This window comes from Streptomyces amritsarensis (assembly GCF_001953875.1).
Taxonomy (GTDB): domain Bacteria; phylum Actinomycetota; class Actinomycetes; order Streptomycetales; family Streptomycetaceae; genus Streptomyces; species Streptomyces amritsarensis.
Map to the genome: position 1 here is coordinate 139,327 of NZ_MQUR01000004.1, position 19,785 is coordinate 159,111.

Annotated in this window: 15 protein-coding genes; 3 read left to right on the plus strand and 12 right to left on the minus strand. The window is 75.2% G+C overall.

The genetic code is table 11. The features are described 5' to 3' along the window. Positions 1-4: 4 nt before the first annotated feature. The gene (locus tag AVW11_RS03255) at positions 5-751 is read left to right on the plus strand and encodes an LmeA family phospholipid-binding protein (protein ID WP_079250488.1); all 747 of its coding nucleotides are present in this window, start codon (positions 5-7) and stop codon (positions 749-751) included. Between the two features lie 20 nt (positions 752-771). Here AVW11_RS03255 and AVW11_RS03260 read toward each other — a convergent pair whose 3' ends face one another. Beyond that, the gene (locus AVW11_RS03260; protein WP_063898539.1) at positions 772-1,431 is read right to left on the minus strand and encodes a TetR/AcrR family transcriptional regulator; all 660 of its coding nucleotides are present in this window, start codon (positions 1,429-1,431) and stop codon (positions 772-774) included. A gap of 29 nt (positions 1,432-1,460) precedes the next feature. Continuing rightward, on the minus strand, positions 1,461-2,081 hold the full coding sequence (locus AVW11_RS03265; RefSeq protein WP_051700060.1) for a sigma-70 family RNA polymerase sigma factor: 621 nt from the start codon (positions 2,079-2,081) through the stop codon (positions 1,461-1,463). A gap of 149 nt (positions 2,082-2,230) precedes the next feature. Here AVW11_RS03265 and AVW11_RS03270 point away from each other — a divergent pair, with 149 nt between their 5' ends. Further along, on the plus strand, positions 2,231-3,289 hold the full coding sequence (locus AVW11_RS03270; RefSeq protein ID WP_076043145.1) for a MerR family transcriptional regulator: 1,059 nt from the start codon (positions 2,231-2,233) through the stop codon (positions 3,287-3,289). Here AVW11_RS03270 and AVW11_RS03275 read toward each other — a convergent pair. The 3 genes from AVW11_RS03275 to AVW11_RS03285 all read right to left on the minus strand — a co-directional run bounded on the left by AVW11_RS03275 (position 3,280) and on the right by AVW11_RS03285 (position 12,377). Beyond that, positions 3,280-4,656, minus strand: coding sequence for a cryptochrome/photolyase family protein (locus AVW11_RS03275; RefSeq protein ID WP_076043146.1), 1,377 nt, complete (start codon positions 4,654-4,656; stop codon positions 3,280-3,282). The two genes, AVW11_RS03270 and AVW11_RS03275, sit on opposite strands and share 10 nt — an antisense overlap. After that, complete coding sequence (locus tag AVW11_RS03280; protein WP_076043147.1) at positions 4,653-6,233, minus strand: SDR family oxidoreductase; 1,581 nt, start codon at positions 6,231-6,233, stop codon at positions 4,653-4,655. Before AVW11_RS03280 ends, AVW11_RS03275 begins: the two co-directional genes overlap by 4 nt. Positions 6,234-6,491: 258 nt before the next feature. After that, positions 6,492-12,377, minus strand: coding sequence for a WD40 domain-containing protein (locus tag AVW11_RS03285; RefSeq protein WP_076043161.1), 5,886 nt, complete (start codon positions 12,375-12,377; stop codon positions 6,492-6,494). Positions 12,378-12,536: 159 nt separating this feature from the next. On the opposite strand from AVW11_RS03285, the gene AVW11_RS03290 reads away from it, so the two are divergent. Beyond that, positions 12,537-13,727, plus strand: a complete 1,191-nt coding sequence (locus tag AVW11_RS03290) for an SLC13 family permease (RefSeq protein ID WP_225884613.1) — start codon at positions 12,537-12,539, stop codon at positions 13,725-13,727. A 56-nt stretch (positions 13,728-13,783) separates the two neighbouring features. Here the strand turns inward: AVW11_RS03290 and AVW11_RS03295 are convergent, their stop codons facing one another. From AVW11_RS03295 to AVW11_RS03325, 7 genes are all read right to left on the minus strand, one after another. Next, on the minus strand, positions 13,784-14,605 hold the full coding sequence (locus AVW11_RS03295) for an inositol monophosphatase family protein (RefSeq protein WP_060179101.1): 822 nt from the start codon (positions 14,603-14,605) through the stop codon (positions 13,784-13,786). Further along, a complete protein-coding gene (locus AVW11_RS03300) occupies positions 14,586-15,209 on the minus strand; it encodes a hypothetical protein (RefSeq protein ID WP_037833178.1) in 624 nt (207 codons plus the stop codon). Before AVW11_RS03300 ends, AVW11_RS03295 begins: the two co-directional genes overlap by 20 nt. Positions 15,210-15,227: 18 nt before the next feature. Then, the gene (locus tag AVW11_RS03305; RefSeq protein WP_030845195.1) at positions 15,228-16,172 is read right to left on the minus strand and encodes a hypothetical protein; all 945 of its coding nucleotides are present in this window, start codon (positions 16,170-16,172) and stop codon (positions 15,228-15,230) included. A gap of 142 nt (positions 16,173-16,314) precedes the next feature. Continuing rightward, positions 16,315-17,049 (minus strand): tyrosine-protein phosphatase, encoded by a 735-nt coding sequence (locus AVW11_RS03310; RefSeq protein WP_076043148.1) that lies wholly within the window; start codon positions 17,047-17,049, stop codon positions 16,315-16,317. A 149-nt stretch (positions 17,050-17,198) separates the two neighbouring features. Further along, positions 17,199-18,164 carry an MsnO8 family LLM class oxidoreductase gene (locus AVW11_RS03315; protein ID WP_037833176.1) on the minus strand — a complete coding sequence of 322 codons (966 nt, stop codon included), beginning with the start codon at positions 18,162-18,164 and terminating at the stop codon, positions 17,199-17,201. Positions 18,165-18,177: 13 nt separating this feature from the next. After that, complete coding sequence (locus tag AVW11_RS03320) at positions 18,178-18,696, minus strand: hypothetical protein (RefSeq protein ID WP_060179106.1); 519 nt, start codon at positions 18,694-18,696, stop codon at positions 18,178-18,180. Positions 18,697-18,748: 52 nt separating this feature from the next. Next, on the minus strand, positions 18,749-19,654 hold the full coding sequence (locus AVW11_RS03325) for an alpha/beta hydrolase (RefSeq protein ID WP_076043149.1): 906 nt from the start codon (positions 19,652-19,654) through the stop codon (positions 18,749-18,751). Between the last annotated feature and the right edge of the window lie 131 nt (positions 19,655-19,785).

Sequence of the window (19,785 nt, forward strand, 5' to 3'; positions counted from 1 at the left end):
CCGCATGCTCCCCCGCACCACCCCCCGCCCCGTCAGCGCCGGGGGCCGCCGCCCGGCGGGGTCCGCGGCCCGCCCGGCCCGCCCCCGGCGGCGCCGCGCCCTGATCGCGGCCGCCCTGGCCGGCGCGACCCTGCTCGCCCTGCCCGTCACCGACTCCGTCGCGCGCGGCCTGGCCGAGGAACGGCTCGCGGACCGGATCGCCCTGCGGCAGACGAACCTCGCGGGGCGCCCGGACGTCTCCATCGAGGGGCTGCCGTTCCTCCTCCAGGCCGCCCGCGAGACCTACCCCGAGGTACGGGTGCGGGCCGACGCGAAGACCGACCGCGGCAGCCCGGTCAAGGCCGACGTCACCCTCGACAACGTCTCCCGTGAGGCCGACGGCTACCGGGCCGACTCGGCGTCGGCCCGCTTCACCGCCCCGTACTCCTCGCTGGGCGGCGGACCGGACGGCGACACCCGGGTCTCCGACGCCGGCGACGGCCAACTGCTCATCCGGCGCAGCGTGCTGGGCGCGCCCGTGGTCCTGACCGCGGGGGTCGAACTCCACGACGGGGTCGTCTCCCTGCGGCCGACGGCCGCCTCGGTGGCCGGCCGGGCCATGGATCCGAACAGCCCGCTCATCGCGCAGGCCCTCGCCCGGCAGGCCCTGACCCTGCCCGAACTGCCCCTCGGCCTACGGCCCTCGGGCGTGTCGGTGGGCGCGGACGGCGTGACGGTCACCGCGCGGGCCGAGGACGTCACCCCGGCCTGAGAGCCCTCCGACCCGGCGCCTCAGGTGCGGGGGTGGTCGCCCGCCGCGAGCAGGTTCAGCACGGTGGCCTCCATCGCCGCGCGCGCCTCCTGCGGGCTCTTGCCGGTGGAGCGCCAGTGGTTCCAGGCCCCCCACGTGGTGACGGCGTCCAGGCCGTCGAGGAGTTCGGCCGCCCGGCTCTCGTCGAGGCGGCCGAGCTCCTCCGCGAAGATGTCGGCGACACGGCGCCGGGCGTCCGCGAACGCCTCGTCCGTGACCTGCTGGATGCGCGGCGAGGGATGGTCGATCCGCATCAGCGTCAGCCGCGCCGGAGTGATCCACTCCAGGATCCGCGCCCGCTGCTCGGCGAGCGCCGCCACCCGGACCCTGCGGGGCCCGGTCTGGGGCAACGGCCTTATCTGGTCCGCCAGTTGCTCCAACCGCCGGGTGATGGCGAGGTCCACCAGCTCGGACATGTCGGCGAAGTGGTGGAAGACCAGCCGGCGGGAGACGCCCGCGCGCTCGGCGACGCGCTCGGCGGGGAACTCCACCACGCCCTCGTCGAGCAGGGCGAGCAGGGCCTCCACGATCTTGTCCCGGGTGCGGCGTCCGCGCTCGGTCCGCCCGTCCACCCGGGCCGGCGCCGGGCCGGGCACCCGGTCGTCCGCCTCCGCCACCGCTGCTCCCTCCGCCGTACGCATCGCCGTCATCTTCGCACCCCCGGCACGGCTCACGCCCACCCCGTCACGGCCGGGTCGGCAGCGGACGCCCCGGCGGCGAAGCGGTGGCGCATCCGGTGCAGGCCGCGCCGGGTGTGGCTCTTGACGGTGCCGAGCGGCATGCCCGTGCGCTCGGCGATCTGCGTCTGGGTGAGGTCCCCGTAGAAGGCCATGGCCAGCACCTCCCGCTGCGGGCGGGGCAGCCGCGCCAGCTCGCCGGTGACGATCAGCCGGTCCAGGACCGCTTCGGGCCCCTCCGCGGGCTCGTCCGGCCGGGGCAGGGCGGCGCCGGCGGCGGTGACCAGGTCGAGGCGCCGGGTGCGCTCCGTGAGCGCGTCGGCGATCTTCCGCCGGGTGATGCCGATGAGCCAGCCGGGGAAGGCGCCGCGCTCGGGCCGGTAGCCGGCCCGGCCGCGCCACGCGGCCAGGAAGACCTGCTGGCTGACGTCCTCGGCCTCGCGGGGATCCCCGAGGGTGCGGGCCGCGAGGGCCTGGACCAGGCCGCCCCAGCGGCGGTACGCGGCGGTCAGGCACTGCTCGTCGCCGCGCACGAAGCCCTCGGCGACCTCGTGGTCGAGGAGGCGGTCCGCGGTCTCGGCGGACGGCTGGGCGGTGGCGCTCAGGGCGGTCATGGCGGCTGCTCCTCGGGCCGGGACCGGAACCGGCCGGTCTGCGGGCGGGTGCCCCGCCCCGTGGTGCGCCGGGGCGGGGGCCCCTCCAGATTCCGGCCCGTGCGCGCTTGCGCACCACTCGCATCGTTTGTGCGTCGCATCATGGATCCATGACGGAGTCCTCATCACACGGCCTGACCACGGGGGCGGTGGCCCGCCGGCTGGGGGTCGCCCCCACGACCCTGCGCACCTGGGACCGGCGCTACGGCATCGGCCCCGCAGCCCGCAAGGACGGCCGGCACCGCCGGTGGACCCCCGAGGACATCGCCGTCCTGCACGAGATGTGCCGGCTGACCTCGTCGGGGATCGCGCCCGCGGAGGCCGCCCGGGCCGCTCTCGCCGACCCGGCACCCACGCCCCCCGCTCGACCCGCTCGACCCGCGCCGGCCGCCGCGCCCGCTCCGCCCGCCGCCCCGGAGCCCCTCCCCCGGCCGGCCCGCGGGCCCGGTTCGGGAAACGGCCTGCCGCTCGGCGCCGTACGGCAGGAGTGCCGCGGGCTGGGGCGGGCCGCGGTACGCCTCGACGCCCGGACCGTGGACGACGTGCTGGGTTCGGTGATCGCCCAGTACGGCCTGGTCACCGCCTGGGAGGAGGTGATCGCGCCGACCCTGCACGCCGTCGGCCGCAAGTGGGAGACGTCGGGCGACCGGTACGTCGAGGTGGAACACCTGCTGTCCTGGCACGTGTCGACCGCCCTGCGACGCGCCGCCGGCCCCCCGCCCTCCGGGGCGCGGACGGGTGCACCCGCGGTCCTGCTCGCGTGCGTGCCCGGCGAGCAGCACACCCTCGCGCTGGAGGCGCTGGCGGCGGGGCTGGCCGGGCTCGGCCTGCCCACCCTCATGTTCGGGGCGGCCGTGCCGCCCGAGGCCCTCGACCAGGCCGTACGCCGGACCGGCCCGGCCGCGGTCGTGCTGTGGTCCCAGGCCCGGTCCACCGCGAACCACCCCCTGGCCCGGCACATCGCCGAGGTGGCGTGGGGCGTCAAGGGCGCCCGCGCCCGGCCGGCGGTGCTGCCGGCCGGCCCGGGCTGGGCCGGTCAGCCCCTGGCGCCCGGCACGCTGCGCCCCCGCGGGCTGCGGGAGGCACTGGACCTGCTGCGCGGGATCTGCGGCACGGCGGCGGGTGCGGGGACGGGTACGGGACGGCCCGCCGCCGTGGATCAGTCCTGACCGCGGGCCCTGCGGAAGCGGGCCAGCCCCTCGGGGAGCGCGATCAGCGGATCGGGATAGCCGTCGAACCGGGCCCGGTCGGGGCCGGCCAGCTTCCACGGCTCGTGGATCTCGGGTCCCCGCAGTGCGGCGAGCTCGGGCACCCACCGGCGTACGTACGCGCCCTGGGGGTCGTACCGCTTGGCCTGGATGACCGGGTTGAGGACCCGGTTGGGGCGGCTGTCGGTGCCCGTGCCGGCCATCCACTGCCAGTTGAGCTGGTTGTTGGCGACGTCCCCGTCGACCAGCAGGTCCAGGAAGTGGCGGGCCCCGGCGCGCCAGTCGATGTAGAGCGTCTTGGTCAGGAACGAGGCGGTGAGCAGCCGGCCGCGGCCGGGCATCCAGCCCTCGTGGGCGAGTTGGCGCATGGCGGCGTCGACGACGGGATAGCCGGTGCGGCCCTCCCGCCAGGTCCGCAGGTCCGCGTCGGCCTGCGCGCCGCGGCGCCAGCGGTCGGACCGGGTGCGGTAGTCGGCGCCGGCGACCGCGGGGCGGGCGGCGAGGAGCTGGTGGTGGAAGTCCCGCCAGCAGAGCTGCCGTACGAAGGCCTCCGCGCCGGCTCCGCCCCGGACGCGGGCGCGGTGCACGGCCTCGGCCGCCGAGAGGGCACCGAAGTGGAAGTACGGGGAGAGGCGGGAGGTGGCGTCGGCAGCCAGGTCGTCGTGTCCCTCCTCGTAGGCGTCGGCGTACCGGTCGAGCCAGTACGCGAGCCGCTTGCGGCCCGCCTCCTCGCCGCCGGTGGCCAGGCCCGCCGAGACGGTGCCGGCGGCCGGCCGTGCGGGGAGGCCCTCGGACCGGATGCCGGGCGGGACCCGGACCACGCGCGGGGCCGCGAGGGGCGGGCGCAGCCGCTCCCCGGACCAGCGTCTGAAGTACGGGGTGAACACGGCGAAGTGGTCGGAGCCGCTCGGTGTCACGGCGCCCGCCGGCAGGGCGGTGACGACCGCGTCGTGGACGTAGAGGCGTCGGCCGTCGGCCTCCAGGGCCCGGCGCAGCCGCTGCTCGCGCCGCAGGGCGAAGGCGCTGCACCCGGCGGCCATGTGCACCTCGTCGGCGTCGGCCTCCCGTACGACGGCGCACACTTCGTCGACGGGGTCGCCCGAGCGGACGACGAGCCGGCCGCCCCGCCGGCGCAGTCCCTGGTCGAGGTCGGCGAGGCAGTCGGCGAGGAAGGCGAGCCGGTTCGGCGCGGCGAAACCGGCGTGGTCCACCGCCGGGTCGCGCACGAAGAGCGGCACGGTCTCGCCGCGGGTGCCGAGCGCGGCGCGCAGCGGCGGATGGTCGTGGACGCGCAGGTCCGAGGTGAACAGGACGACGGAGACGTTCATGCCTGCGCTCCTGCGGTGGGGCCGCCGGCCGCGGCGGCGGACCCGGCCGGCCGCGCCGACGCGGGCGATCCCGCCGCCGCCTCGGCCGTGCGCGCGATGTTGCGGGCCATGCCGCCGAAGACGAGGGCGTGGAAGGGCGAGACGCTCCACCAGTAGGCGTGGCCGGACAGGCCGCGCGGGTGGAAGAGCGCCCGCTGCCGGTACCGTGTGCGCCCCTCGTCGTCGAGTTCGGCGTACATCTCCAGCCAGGCGAGGCCCGGCAGGCGCATCTCGGCGCGCAGTCTGAGCAGCCGGCCCCGTTCGATCTCCTCGACCCGCCAGAAGTCGAGGGAGTCCCCGATCCGCAGGAGGGTGGCGTCGCGCCGGCCGCGGCGCAGTCCGACACCGCCGACGAGGCGGTCGAGCCAGCCTCGGACGGCCCACGCGAGCGGGAAGGAGTACCAGCCGTTCTCCCCGCCGATGCCCTCCACGACCCGCCACAGCGCCTGGGGCGGGGCGTCCACGGTGCGTTCGCGGACGTCGGTGTAGAGGCTGCCGCCGGCCCAGTGGGGGTCGGTGGGCAGCGGGTCGCTGGGGGCGCCGGGTACGGAGGCGGAGGACCAGCGGGTGACGACCTGGGCGTCGCGGACCTTCTGGAGGGCGAGCGAGAGCGCCGTGTTGAAGGGGATGGGCGTGCCGGGCGGATCGGGCACCCAGTCGGCGATGTCGTGCTCGTCGCAGACGACCTCGTACTTGAGGGACTCCGCGAGGGGGCGGGCGATGGACCGGGGCACGGGGGTGACCAGGCCGACCCAGTGGCTGGACAGCCGCGGGGTGAGGACGGGCACGGGGAAGATCAGGCGCGGGGCCAGCCCGTCGACCGCGGCGTAGCGGCGCATCATGTCGAGGTAGGTGAGGATCTCGGGGCCGCCGATGTCGAAGGCGCGGCTGACGTCGTCGGGCATCCCGGCACTGCCGACGAGGTAGCGCAGCACGTCGCGGACGGCGATGGGCTGGATGCGGGTGCGCACCCAGCTCGGGGTGACCATCACGGGCAGCCGCTCGGTGAGGTAGCGGAGCATCTCGAAGGACGCCGAGCCGGAGCCGATGATGACGGCGGCGCGGAGCACGGTGGTGGGGACCCCGGAGTCGAGGAGGATGCGCCCGACCTCGGCGCGTGAGCGCAGGTGGGGCGAGAGGGCGTGGCCGGGGACCCCGCTCGGGGTGAGTCCGCCGAGGTAGACGATGCGGCGGACGCCGGCGACGCGGGCCTGCTCGGCGAAGGTGCGCGCGGCACGGCGGTCGGTCTCCTCGAAGTCGCGCCCGCTGCCCAGGGCGTGCACGAGGTAGTAGGCGACGTCGACGCCCTCCATGGCGGGGGCGAGCGACGCGGCGTCGGTGACGTCGCCGCGGACGGTCTGCACCTGCCCCGCCCAGGGGTGGTCGCGCAGTTTCGCGGGGGTGCGGGCGAGGCACCGGACGCGGTGTCCGGCTTTGAGCAGCTCGGGGACGAGCCGGCCGCCGATGTAGCCGGTGGCACCGGTGACCAGGCACAGCGAGCCGGGGGTGGGGGCCGGGTGCCCTTGCGTGTCGGTCATGGAGGTGCTCCGTTCCGCCGTCGACCGGGGTGGTTCTCTGATGTCTTCCGCGGTCGTGGGCGGGACGGATGCAGGGGGTCCGCCGGATGGCCCTGTCCGCGACGCCCTCGGACCGGGGGCGCAAGCGGTCGCGGTCCTCCGTGGGCGGTCGTGTCGGGGGTGCGGCGCAAGGCCCGGCCGGGCCCACCGCCGCGGCGGCCCCGGTCCGAGAGGCGGAGCCGGGCTCCGGCCGCGGGCGACCGCGGCCGGAGCGGCGCGTCAGAGTTCCCCGTCGAGCGGCAGCCGGTGGATGCCCGGCAGGTACGCGTCGAGCTCCCCCGGCGCGAACCGGGACATCCCCACCACGTGCCAGAACTCTCCGGCCACGTCGCCCTCGTACTTGTAGCCGCCGGCCGGTGTCAGTGCCGCCCAGCCGTCCGTCATGCCCATCAGCGTGGCGCGCAGCGACGGCGGCTCCCCGTCCGCCGGGATGCTCCACAGCCGTACGGTGCCGTCCTCGGCCCCGCTCGCCAGGAGGCTGCCGTCCGGTGAGAAGGCCAGGCAGAGCACCCGTCCGGTGTGGCCCACCAGGTCGGTGATCCGCTCGCCCGTGTCGGCGTGCCAGAGGCCGACGGCGCGGTCGTCGCCGGCCGCGGCCAGCAGCGGCCGGCGCGGATGGGCGGCCACCGCCCACAGCCGTCCGCCGCGGCCGCGCAGGCGCAGGCGCGCCTCGCCGTCCCGCCAGACGATGGCGCTGCCGTCCCAGCTCGCGCTCGCCAGCCATGCGCTGCCCTGGCCGTACGCGACGCCGTACACCCGGTCCGCGTGGCCGGCGCCGCCGCCCAGCTCCTCCACCAGGCGGCCGCTGTGCGCCTCCCACACCCGTACGACGCTGTCGTCGCAGCCGGTGGCCAGGATGTCGCCGTCGGAGCGGAAGGCGATGGAGCGGACCCGGCCGCGGTGTCCGGCCAGGTTCGCCACCGGTGAGCCGGTGGGACGGAACCAGACGCGGACCGAGTCGTCGTCGTTGGCGGTGGCGAGCAGGGTGCCGTCGGCGTTGAAGGCCTCCGCCCACACGTGCTCGGTCTCGGCGTCGAGCTCGCGCAGGTAGTGGCCGGCCACCGGGTCCCACAGGTACATGTCGCCGTCGTTGCTGGCGGTGGCGAGGACGGGTTCGGCGGGGCTGAAGGCCGCGGAGACCAGCCGGTCGCCTCGGCCGCGGAGCTCCTGCGTACGCCGGCCGGTGCGCGTGTCCCAGAGCCGTACGACGCCGTCGTTGCCGGCGGTCGCCAGCTGGGAGCCGTCCGCGCTGAAGGCGACGCCGCTGATCCGGCGGCCGTGCCCGCGCAGGATGCGCTTGCCCTGTCCGGTGGCCGCGTCCCAGATCTGCGCACCGCCGTCGTTGCCGACGGTGAGCAGTTGGCTGTCGCCGGGGCGGAAGGCGCACGCCCAGGCGGTGCCGCGGTGGTCGGCGGGCTGCTGGGCGTGGAGGGTGATCGTGTGGCCGTGGGGGCTTGCGGCGACCGTCCAGAGCCGGACCGCGCCGTTGCTGTCGCAGGCGGCGAGGAGGCGGCCGTCGTCACCGAACAGCACCTGGTAGACGGCGCCCGTGCCCCGTTCGAGGACGCCCGCCGGGGTGCCGACGACCGGGTCCCAGAGCCGTACCTGGCCGTCGGTGCAGCCGCTGGCCAGGAGGTTTCCCCCGGGGTGGAAGTCGAGGACGTACACGCGGCCGGTGTGTCCGGTGAACTCGTGCAGCAGCCGGGCGTCGGACGTCCGCCAGATCCGCACCGTGCCGCCGCGGCCGCCCGCGCCCCGGTCGGCGGTGGCGAAGAGGGTGCCGTCGGGGCTGAACCGGGTGCGGTAGACGGCCCCTTGGTGCCCGTCGATCTCCCGGACGCACGTCCCGGTGCCCAGGTCCCACAGCCGTGCCCTGGCGGCCGCGTCGCCGGTGAGCAGATGGCCGTCGCGGCTGTGGACGGCGGTGTATACGGGCGCGGTGTGCCCGGGAAGCCGGTGCACGGGCCGGCCGGTGGCCACGTCCCAGACCGTGACGAGGCCTTCGCGGTCGCCGGTGGCCAGGAGCGTGCCGGCCTCGTCGAAGGAGACCGGCCACACGCCGTCCGGGTGGATCTCCAGGATGTGGCGGCAGGCTCCGGTCACCGGGTCCCAGAGGCGTACGGTGCCGTCGGATCCGCCGGTGGCGATCACGTCCGGCCGGAACTTGACCGCGTAGACGCGTCCTTCGTGTCCCTGGAGGGTGCGCACCGCCCGGCCGTCGTCGGCGCCGCAGACGAGGATCGAGCCGTCCTCGCTGCCGACCGCGAGGAGTTCGCCGTCGCTGCTGTAGGCGATGGGTTCGGGCAGTCGGCCGGTGCGCATGCCGAAGCCGTACGGGACGCCGACCGCCGACGGCCGCAGGCCCGCGTCCACCGGCATCCCGGGGGCGATCGCGGCGGTCCCGAGCTCGGGGGCGGCCCGCACGGCGTCGTCCATGCGGACGTCGATGAGGGCGGCCCGGTGCCAGCGGCTGCCGGTGAGCACGGCGCCCCGCAGGTCGGCCCGGGTCAGGCGGGCCCGGCTGAGGTTCGCGCCGGTCAGGTCGGCCCCGCTGAGGTCGGCGCGGTCGAGCCGGGCGCCGGCCAGCTGGGTGCCCCGCAGGAGGGCTCCGGAGAGGTTGGCGCCGATCAGCCGGGTGTCGGTGAGGTCGGCGTCGGAGAGGTCGACGCCGCAGAAGTCGCGGTGCGAGAGGTCCTCGCCGGCCAGCCTGGCGCCCCGCAGGTCGGCGTTGGCGGGCACCCGCAGCCGGTCGCTGATCCGGACGGCGTTGGCGCGGGCGGCGTCGCTGATCCCGCGGCCGGGCGAGTCGAGGACCTCGCGCACCCACCGGGCGCACAGCTCGTGGTCGGCGAGGTCGCAGAAGAACTCGACGGCGAGCTGGCTGAGCGGACGGGCGACGAGCAGGGTGTGGCGGCCGCGGCCCAGCTGGTGGGCGGCTTCGCGCGCCACGAGCCATTCGACGACGGAGCCGTGGATGAACTGGAAGACGCCGTCGGAGCTGCGGACCAGCAGACTGCCCGCGCCGACCGCCTGGGCCCGTTCGGACGGGGTGAGCGGCGACTCGGTGAGCTCGCTGAGGGTGGCGGCGACGGTCTCGGTGAGCTCCTCCAGGCGCAGGGCGCTGCGGCCGCTCTCCCACAGCCGCCAGGCCAGCGCGGTCACGGCCGCCCACAGTTCGTCGGCGGTGAGCCCGGGCGGGGCTCCCGGCCCGCCCTGGCCGCGGGCCTCCTCGTAGGCGAGCCAGGAGGTGAACACGTCCTCGTAGAGCCGGGCCGGGCTCAGCGCGCGGCCGGCGCCGGCGACGGCGCGCAGCTGGTCCTGGCTGAGGTCCGCGACGAAGGAGAGCAGCCGCGGGTTGCGGCAGAGCATCAGGAGGTCGGGGATGTTACGCAGGAGCTGGTAGCGCTGGTCGGCGGTGTGTTCGTCGCCGTAGCTGCGCACGAGGTAGGAGCGGATCTGCGCCGGGGTGAACCCCTCGACGGACAGGACACGGCGCTGCGGCAGCAGTCCGACGCGCTCGCCGAGCGCCGTGAGGACCTGGGCGTGCGACTTGAAGTGCTGGGTACGGCTGCTGACGACGATCTTGGCGTTGTCGACGGCTGCGTCGAGGAGGACCTGGAGGTGGTCGGCGGCCCGGTCGTAGCTGACCCGGTGGACCAGTTCGTCGAAGCCGTCGAAGAGCAGGACGACGCGGCCCTGGGCGAGCATGTAGCGCAGGGCCCGCAGGTCGATGGTGTCCACGCCGTGGCCGGCGAGGTGGGCGGCGACCAGGCCTTCGAGGCTGTGCGCCCGGTCGAGGGTGTTGAGCGGGATCAGCAGCGGCGTCAGGTGCGGGAGCTGTTCGGGGATGCGGCGGGCCAGCTCGCGCAGGGCGAAGGTCTTGCCGTGGCCGAAGTCGCCGAGGAGCAGGACGAAGCGGCCGTGGTCGGATTCCAGCAGCTCCAGGAGTTCCTCGACGAGGCCGTCGTGCTCCTGCCCGTCGGGGCGGTCGGCGTCGCGGTAGTGCTGGGGCAGGTACAGGCCGGGGGCGTACTGTTCGCTGCCGCCGAGCCGGGCGGTCTGCGCGGCGACGTAGCCGCGCAGGTCGAGCAGGCCCTGGAACTCGAGGAAGCTGCGCACCCTGACCCGTACGCCGTGGCCGGCCGCCCGCCGGCGCAGCCCGCCGGGCGGGGCGTCGCCGCCGTGGACGAGGACGGCCTCGGAGCCGGAGTCGGTCGCGTGCACCTGGCCGACGAACCGGTCGATCTCCTCCTCGGTGGGTGTCCCGGGGTGGACGGCGATGCGCTGCTGCTGGACGACGTCGTCGTCCTGCTCCTGCCAGGTGGCCATGATCTGCACCATGTCCTGCGGTGCGCGGCGCGGGACGTCGCGCAGCCGTACGCCGGGCCGGCGCACCCGGCAGATCTCCTTGACGCGCTCGGCGAGCGCGGTGGCGGGGTCGTCGAGGGCGGCCCGGCCCTGGGCGTGCTCGACGTCGATCACGGGGGGCAGTTCGGGGACGGGGAAGACGCGGCGGGTGTGGCGCCACTCGCCGGGGAACCGCTCGGCCTCGGACGTGATCCGGTCGTCCCACCGGGTGACGGCGTCCGCGGTGATCCGGAGCAGTTGGAAGCGGGCGGGTGCGGCGGAGCCGAAGAGCGGCAGCCCGCCGGCGGGCCCGGTGAGCCGGCTGTGTCCGGGGGCGGCGGACAGGGTCCGCGGGCCGCCGGTGGGGCCGTGGAGGAGCAGGTGGAGCCGCGGGGCGGCGAGCCGGGCGAGGGTGTCGGCGTCGCGCAGTCCGCCGGGGCCGCCCACGGCGTCGCCGGGGCGGCGGCCGTCGGTGAGCGGGTGGCGCAGCGCGCCGATGCGCAGCCAGCCCTCGTCCTCGTAGCGGCGCATGGCCTCGGCGAACCAGGCGGCCTGGTCGCGGCCGATGTAGCCGTACTGCTCCTCCTGGCGGTGGCTGTAGGCGATGGAGGAGTTGAATCCGGCGACGACCGTGCTCAGTTCGGGCACGGGGAAGAGGGTCCAGGGCTGGTCGCTGTCGAAGACGGTGTCCAGGCCCTGGTAGAGGCCGCGGAACAGGCGTGTGTAGTGGCGCCACTTGGGCCAGTACGGCGGCTGCGGTGCCACCTCGTCGGCCTCGCAGGTGTGGAAGTAGGCCTGGGAGGCGGCCTGGTTCACGTCCTGTGCGCCCGGTACGACCATGACCCGCTGGGGCGACAGGTCGAGCTGGGAGCGCAGGGTGGTGAGGAAGCTGAGGGCCTGGTCGCACTCGCGGGGGCTGCCGGAGGCGGTGAGGTCGCCGGTGACCACCATCAGGTCGGGGGACGGGGCCCCCGCGTCCCGGAGCATGATCAGGTCGCCGCGGATCTGGCGGCTGAGCGAGTCGGGCTCGCGGCCCCGCCCGAAGTCGGGCCCGGCCAGGTGCAGGACGGTCACGGCGTCCTGGCCGCCGCCGGCCGAACCGGTCGGGGATGCCCGCGGGTAGAGGGGCGCCCGGGCCGGACGGCGGCGGCCCGCCCAGCCGGGGCCGGCGAGCGCGCTCGGCCGGAGCCGGCCCGGGTGGGCCTGCCCGGGGAGGCGGACTCCGCCCGGGCCGCCGCCGGACGCGGGGCCCGACGCCGTCCCCGACGCCGTGCCCGGTCGGCTGCCGGGGTATCCGGGCCGCCGGCCGGGGCGGGCGTGCCCGTCGACGGCCTGCTCGACCCGGGTGAGCAGCAGGGAGCGGGCGGTGTCGGTGTCGGCGACTCCCACCAGGTCGACGTAGGTGATCGTGGCGAGGAGTCCCTCGATCGGCATCTCGTCCACGCGGACGGTCAGGAGACGGCGTTCGGGGGACTCGGGGGAGGCCCGGAGCGCGGCCTGCCATTCCATGCGTCCGTAGGTGGAGCGTTCGTAGTGGCGCGACAGGACGGCGATCACGGCGACGGACTCGCTGACTCCGCGGTCCATGAAGTCTATGAAGTTGGTCCCCGGGACGAAGTCCCAGGCCTGCACCACGGTGCGGTAGCCGGCTTCCTCCAGGGTCCAGGCGATCCACGCGGCCCATGGCTCGTCCGCCGGCGAGTAGCTGATGAAGAAGTCGAACTCCCGTTCCGGCGACCCGAATTGCCCGTCCGTCATCATGGACCCATGGTAGGGCGGGGGTTCCGGCCGCGACCCCTTCCCGCCGAGGCCCGGTCGCGGAGCGTGAGGGTCCGCCCGCTCGGGCGGGGCGGGGGTGTCCGGTTCCGGTCGGGCCCGTCTGCCGTCCGGGCGCGCCGGTGTGCGACTCTGTTCGCCGTGTCTCTCCTCAGGCGTCTGCATCCACTGGACTGGCTGGCCGGCGGGCTGCTCGCCCTCGGGGTGCTGTGCGTCGCCACCGGTCTGCTCCCGCGCGCGCCCGCGGGGGACGTCCTGGAGCGCATCGGACCGCTGGTGGTGTTCCTGGCGACGGTCATCGTCCTCGCCGAGCTGACCGGCAAGGCCGAGGTCTTCGACGTGGTCGCCACCTGGGTGGCACGGGTGGGCCGCGGCAACTACGCCCTGCTCTTCCTCCTCTGCGTCGGTTTCGCGTCGGTCACGACGATCACCCTGAACCTGGACACGACGGCCGTCCTGCTGACCCCGGTGATGCTGGCCCTGGCGACCCGGGTGGGCATCGCGGCCGTACCGCTGGCGATGACGACGGTGTGGCTGGCCAACACGGCGAGCCTGCTCCTGCCGGTGTCGAACCTGACGAACCTGCTCGCCGCGGACCGGGTGGCGCTGGCCCCGTCGGAGATGGCCGCCGCCATGTGGGCGCCGCAGCTGGCCGCCATCGCCGTGACGATGGCCTGCCTGTGGGGCTTCTACTGGCGGCCGGGGCGTCGCGGCGCGGTCAGCTACGCGCCCCCGGCGCCGCCGAGCCCCAAGGACCGGGTCCTGTTCCGGGTGTGCGCGGTGGCGTGCGGCGGGTTCCTGGTGGCGCTGCTCGTCGCGGACGTGCCCCTGTGGTCGGCGTCGATGGCGGCCGCGCTGGTGGTGGTGGCGGCCTTCGCGGTCCGCGACCGCGGGGCGCTGCGCCTGTCCCTGGTCCCGTGGCGGCTGCTCGTGCTGGTGCCGGGCATGTTCCTGGTCGTGGAGACCGTCAACGCGCACGGGCTGCACGACGTCCTGGCCGCGGCGATGGGCTCGGACAACGACCTCGTCGGGATGCTGAGGTCGGCCGCGGTCGGTGCGGGCTTCTCCAACGTGCTCAACAACCTGCCGGCCTACCTGGCGGGCGAGGCCGCCATCCCCGAGGCCAACCACCACCAGCTGCTGGCGCAGCTCATCGGCGTCAACGTCGGCCCGGTCATCACACCGTGGGCGTCGCTGGCCACCCTGCTGTGGTTCGAGCGGTGCCGCTGGCACGGCACCCGCATCGACCTGCGCCGCTTCCTCGGTACGGGCCTCGTCCTCTCGGTGGCCGCCACCCTGTCGGCGACGCTGGCCCTGGCCGCCACCGTCTGAGGCGGCAGGACGCCGGGAGGCCGAGAGACCGAGGGGCCGAGAGGCCGACGCGGGCTTCAGGCGACGGCGCCCACCTCCCGGAGCAGGAACGCCAGGGTCTCGCCGCGCGCCGCGACGAAGCTGCGTCCGGAATCGTCGCCGGCGAAACCGGGGGTGAACGGCGCCCCGAACAGGGTGCGCAGCTCCACCCCCGCCTCGGCCGCGAGCAGCGCCCCGGTCGGCAGGTCCACGCCTTCGGCGCGGTAGCCGACGAAGGCGTCGATGGTGCCGCGCGCCAGCAGGCTCCAGCCGAGCAGGGGCGCCCACAGCTGGAGGACCCGCCGGCTGTGGAGCTCCAGCGCACCGCGCAGGGCGACCGCCGTCGCGTCGCCGCGCCGGACGGCGTACCCCTGGGTCCAGGCGACGACGGGTCCGGGGCTCGGCAGGCCGGGCGCGGGCCCCGTCAGCACCCCCTCGCCGCCGTGGGCTCCGTGCCCTCTGACCGCGTGCCAGGTCTGTCCGGTGACCGGCTCGTGCACCACGCCCAGGACCGGTACGCCGGCCAGGCACAGCCCGATGCCGACGGCGTAGGCGGGCAGCCCGATCGCGACGTTGTTGCTGCCGTCCAGCGGGTCGACGAGCCAGGTGCGCTCGCCCGCGGCGTCGAGCAGCCCGGCCTCCTCGGAGAGGATCCGGTCGTCCGGGAAGTGCCGCCTGATCCGGCCGAGCACGAGGCTCTCGGCGGCGAGGTCGAGGTCGACCTGCACGTCCCCGGACTCGTCCTTCGTCCGCAGGCAGTGCACCGCCCCGAAGCGTCTGCGCAGCAGACCGCCCGCCTCCTCCGCCGCGGCGACCGCGACCCGCCGCTCCCGGTCGAAGTCAGGCCCGTTGCTGGGCATCGATCCTCCTGAGGACGGTGTGGACGCTGCGCACCGTCTGTGCCTTGTCGCACAGCCGGCGGGTCGTGCGGCGCGGCCGGCCGTCGAGCGGGCCGAGCGAGAGGTCGCGCCGGCCGGGGACCGACAGCCCGTGCACCAGGGTGGCCGCCGGTTCGGGGCCTTCCAGGGCGGTGGCGTGGAACTCCCCCGCGGGCAGGGTGTACGTCTGGCCGCCGGAGCTGATGTGGGCGGGTCCGGGCTCGCTGCGCACGAGCAGGGGGGTGGGGCGGATCTCGTCCACGCCGTCGCTGTGGCTGTGCACCTCGAACACCCGGTGGGTCGCGCCCTCCTCGCCGTCCCGTACCGCTCGTGTGCGTACGGGGAGGTTGGCGACCCGTCCGTACAGCACCCGGCTGCGCAGTTCCCAGCTGTGGGCGTGCAGGGGGGAGGCGTCCGGCTCGGCGTGGTTGTCGGCCTCGAAGAGGTGTACGCAGATTCCGCGCGGGCCCTCTCTCAGCAGCGGCAGGCACAGGAACCCGAGCGGATGGCGCACCGCATGCAACTGACGCTGTCCGGAGGCGATCGCCTCCAGGCAGACACGGGTCCTTGCGAGCTCGTCGTCCATGGCACGCGCCGGAGCGCCTCACCTCCTGTAGGGGTCCTCCGCGTGCAGGGCCTTCTCGATGATCCTGCCGATGTCGCTGTCGGTGAAGACGCGCGGCAGCGGGAGCCGCAGGTCGTCGAAGAGCGTCCGTACCTCGTCGACGGTGGGTTCCTGGCCGAGGGGCGACGCGACCCGCAGATCGAGCGCGGTGGCCTGCTCGCGGCTCTGGTGCAACTCGGTGACGTAGTAGTCGTAGAGCGGTTGTCCGCGCTCCACCAGCAGGTTCACCCGGGACTGGTCGTCCTGGGTGATGACGAGGCAGGTCTCGGAGAGGTCGAAGCGCAGGGTGGGCACGGCGGACGACAGGTGCACGCTGATCTCGAGGGTGGTCAGCTGCCGCTGGTACCAGCAGGCGGCGAGGACGGTCGCGTACGACTCCCGGCGGACCCGGTCGGTGGTCCACACGTCGTCGCCGCGGCGCTGCCCGCCGAACATCTGCCGGAACCGGGCGTAGGCGGCGCAGGCGCGCTCGTCGGCCGGGTTGACGATGTCGATCTTCACGTTGAGCTGGGAGCGCTGCTCCTTGGCCGCGGCCACGCACAGCGGCAGGGTGACCGCCCTGAGGTAGGTGCCCGTACCGCCTTTGAAGTACCAGAGGTTGGTGCGCTGTCTGGCCTTGCGCAGGGCCTCGCCGACCTCGTTGCCGGACAGGGAGCGGACCATGGCGAGGTCTTCCAGTGCCTGCCGGGTCCCGCTGAGCGCCTCGTGGATGCTGGCCGGCCGGCGCACCCGCTCCACGATCGAGCCGGTGGCGAGGAGCCCGAGGACGACGAGGGTGGCGCCGGAGGAGACGTCGTCGCTGACGACGTCGCCGAAGATGTCCAGGAAGCCGACCGCCATCGCCACGCAGAGGGCGACCACCACGTCGGCGTTGCGCAGCACCCAGGCCACGACGCGCTCGAGCCGCCCGACCTGCGCCGCCATGAACGCACCCCCTCCCCCGCGCCCCTGCTTCGATGGTAGGGATCCTGCGGCGGCGCCACCAGAGCGTCTTCGGGTCGCCGGGTGCCGCCCCGCGCGCACGCCGGTTCACACCGGACGGGCGTCCGCGCGACCGGGCCGGGTGTCAGGCGGCGGACGTCAGCAGCCGGGCGCGCAGTTGCTCCGCGGTCCGGTCCGAGAGCCCCACGCGGTCCTTGAGGTAGCCGTGCACCGAGCCGTGGCGGGCGTCGAGGTCGGCCAGCACCAGCTCCATGACGACCGCGGGGGCGCGGCCGTAGCTCGGCCACTTCATGACCCGGCCGGGGTTGGCCGCCCGCCAGTCCGCGGCGAGGCGTTCGGTGGCCAGTTCGGTGAGCGCGAAGTCGGCGAGGATCTGCTCCTCGGGGACACCGAGCACGGTGAGGACGAACGCGGCGATCAGCCCGGTCCGGTCCTTGCCCGAGGTGCAGTGGAAGACCGCGGGCCCAGGTGCTTCGGCGATGGTCTCCAGGACCTGCCGGATCTCCTGCGTGCCGTCCTCGGCGACCTCGGCGAACCGGTCGGCGAGGTAGCGCCACGGGTCGATGTCGGGGTCGATCTCGGCCTGGTCGTAGGGCCGGTGCTCGATGCTCAGGTTGACGTAGTGGAACCGCTCCGCCTCGGGCACCCGGCCCTTGGCCGCTATCTCCCACGGGTAGCGCAGGTCGATCACGGTGCCGATGCCCAGCTCCAGGAACCTGTCCCGGTCGGGGCCGCGCAGCTTGCCCAGTGAGTCGGCGCGGTACAGGGTCCGCCGGCGGACGACGGCGCCGTCGGCGGTCCTGTAGCCGCCCAGGTCTCGGAAGTTGTGCAGGTGCTCGAATGCGATGTGCCGGTCCATCGGCGTTCCCCCTCGTCCGCGGCGCCGCTCTGCGACGGCGCCCGGGGCACACCGTAGATCATCCGCCCCCACCCGCGCCGCCTCCGCGCCGCCCCCGGACGGGCGCCGCGGACCGGCAGGCGGGGCGGGCAGGTCCCGCGGGAAACGGCTTAGCGGGCGGCCGGTACCGGCGTTTCACGGACGGCTTTCGGCAGGTCGAAGGCCTCGGCCAGCAGCTCGTAGGAGCGCCGGCGGTCGGACGGGTCGGCCGTGAGGGTGTTGACGATCAGCTCGTCCACGCCGTGGGTGGCGGCGAGCGCCGTCAGTACGGCGTGCACCTGCTCCGGCGCCCCGGAGACGAGGGCCGTGCGGTGCACCTTGGCCCGCTCCAGTTCGGGGCCCGTCCAGCGGTGGCGGCGCGTGGTCTCGTACGACGGCAGCGGCGCGTCCTGGCCGAGGTCTTTGCGGGCGCGCCACAGCAGCAGGCTCTGGGCCAGTTCCTCGGCGCGGCCGGCGCTGTCGGCGGTGACCACGCGTACCGCGAGGGCGCCGCCCGCGGATCGGCCGGTCGTCCTGCGGAACCGGGAGCGGTAGTCGTCGAACGCCTCCGCTCCGCCCGTCGGGGAGAAGAAGTGCCCGAAGGCGAACTCGGTGCCCAGCAGGCCGGCCAGCCGCGCCGACTCGCGTCCCGCGCCCAGCAGCCACAGGTGCGGCGGGACCGGCGGGTGCGGTACGACGCCGCCCGCGTCGAGCAGGGTCCGCAGTTCCGCGAGCCGCTGCGGGAAGTCCCGTGCGGGGCCGCCGGCCCGGCCGATGCCGAGGTCGACCCGGCCCGGGTGGAGGGAGGCGAGGACCCCGAAGACCTCGGCGACCTTGACCGGGTCGTAGCGGGGCAGCAGCACTCCGCCGGTGCCGATCCGCATGCGCGAGGTGTGGGCGAGCAGGGCTCCCGCGAGGATCTCCGGGGCGCTGCTCGCGAAGCCCGGGGAGCCGTGGTGCTCGGCGGCCCAGTAGCGGGTGTACCCGAGGTCCTCGGCGGCGCGGGCCAGGTCCACGGAGGCGCGCAGCGCCTGGTCCGCGGTGTGGTCCTCGCCGACGGGGGTCTGGTCCAGTACGGACAGTCGCGGCTTCGTCATGGCGGACGGCCTTTCAGTGCTGGTGGGCGGGGAGGCCGGTGGCGCCCGCCACGGTCGCGGGGACGATCCTGAAGTCCCGTTCGAAGACGAGGTTGTGCAGGTCGGCGGCGGCGATGGCCCGCATCGTGGGGAGTTCGGCGGCGGCCTGCTGCTCGTCGAAGACGTTGAGCGGCCATTCGGAGACCGTGGCGCCGCGCAGGTGGGGGTGGTGGAAGCCCGCGCCGTAGTGGGCGTAGAGGGTCACCGGCGGGATGTCGGCGGTCGACTGCTCGTCCCACCAGAGGGTCCAGGCGTGGAAGAGGCTGCCGTCGTCGGCACGTCGGACCCCGCTGGCGTCGATCACGCCCTGTCCGAGGAGGAGTTCGTCGTTGAGTTCGGTGAGTGCCCGGCGGGCGTACGGGTCGAGGAGCCGGGCTGCGGTGCGGAAGTGCTCCTCCTTGTCCGGGCGGGTGACGGCGCCGCCGTGGTGGCCGTCGCGGAGGTCGGCGAAGTGCCGCAGCAGGGCGTCGAGGTTGGGGCTGTCGGGGCTCATGTCGGCTCCATGTGTGGTGGGTCGGCGTACGGGTGGGAGGCGGGTGAGCGGCTCAGGCGCCGGGGGCGGCCGGTGAGGTGAGCAGGCGCAGGGCCACGCCCAGCCAGCCGCGCAGGGACGCCGTCCCGGGTGAGGTGCTCGTGTCGGGGCCCGGCTGGAGGAACGCCCCGTGGCCGGTCTGTCCGAACTCCCGCAGGGTGACCTCCACTCCGGCCGTGTGCAGCAGGCGCGCGTAGCGGTGTACGTCGTCGCTGACGGGGTCGAGGTCGCCGGTGGCGAGGACGGCTCGTGCGACGCCGCGCAGGTCGGCCGCCTCGAAGGGGGTGCTGTGGAGGCGGGTGCCGTCGGCTGCGGCGGGCCGGTCCGGGTCCCGGTAGTCCTGCCAGGCCGCTCTGAGGTAGGACGCGGTGGGGAACATGTCGGGGAAGCGGTGGTACGAGGCCGCCGTGCAGTTGGGGTCCAGTGGGGGGTAGGCGAGCACCTGGGCGGCGAGCGGGAGGGCCCGGTCGCGGCAGGCGAGGGCGGCGCAGGCGGCGAGAGTGGCTCCCGCGCTGTCTCCGCCGACCGCGACGGGCGCGGATCCCCTCGCGCGGTCCCCGGCCCGTCCCCCGGCCTGTCCCCGAGCCTGTTCCCGGGCCTGTTCCCGAGCCCAGGCGAGCGCCGCCAGTACGTCCTCGACCATGGCCGGGTGGCGTACCTCGGGGACCAGCCGGTAGTCGATGCTGGCGACGGCGAAGCCGGAGGTCCGGGCGAGTTCGGCGGTGGGGCCGTGCCAGTCGCGGGCGGAGCCGGCGCGCCAGCTGCCGCCGTGGGCCCAGACCAGCCAGCCCTGCGGTGCGGACCCCGCCGGCCGGTACACCCGGGCGGGGACGGGGCCGGACGGGGAGGGGATGCTCGTGTGCTCCCAGCGGACCTGGGCACGGCTCTGTCCGGCGGCCGAGTGGGTGGGTGTTGCCATCGTGGTTCCTTCCCTCCGTGCCTGGGGCCAACGTTCGCCGCCTCGGCAGGTCTGTCACAAGGCGGAGTTGCCTTAGTTGCCGGGCTGCTTGGTGCGGAGGAAGAGGACGGTGGTGAGGATCCCGACGACCA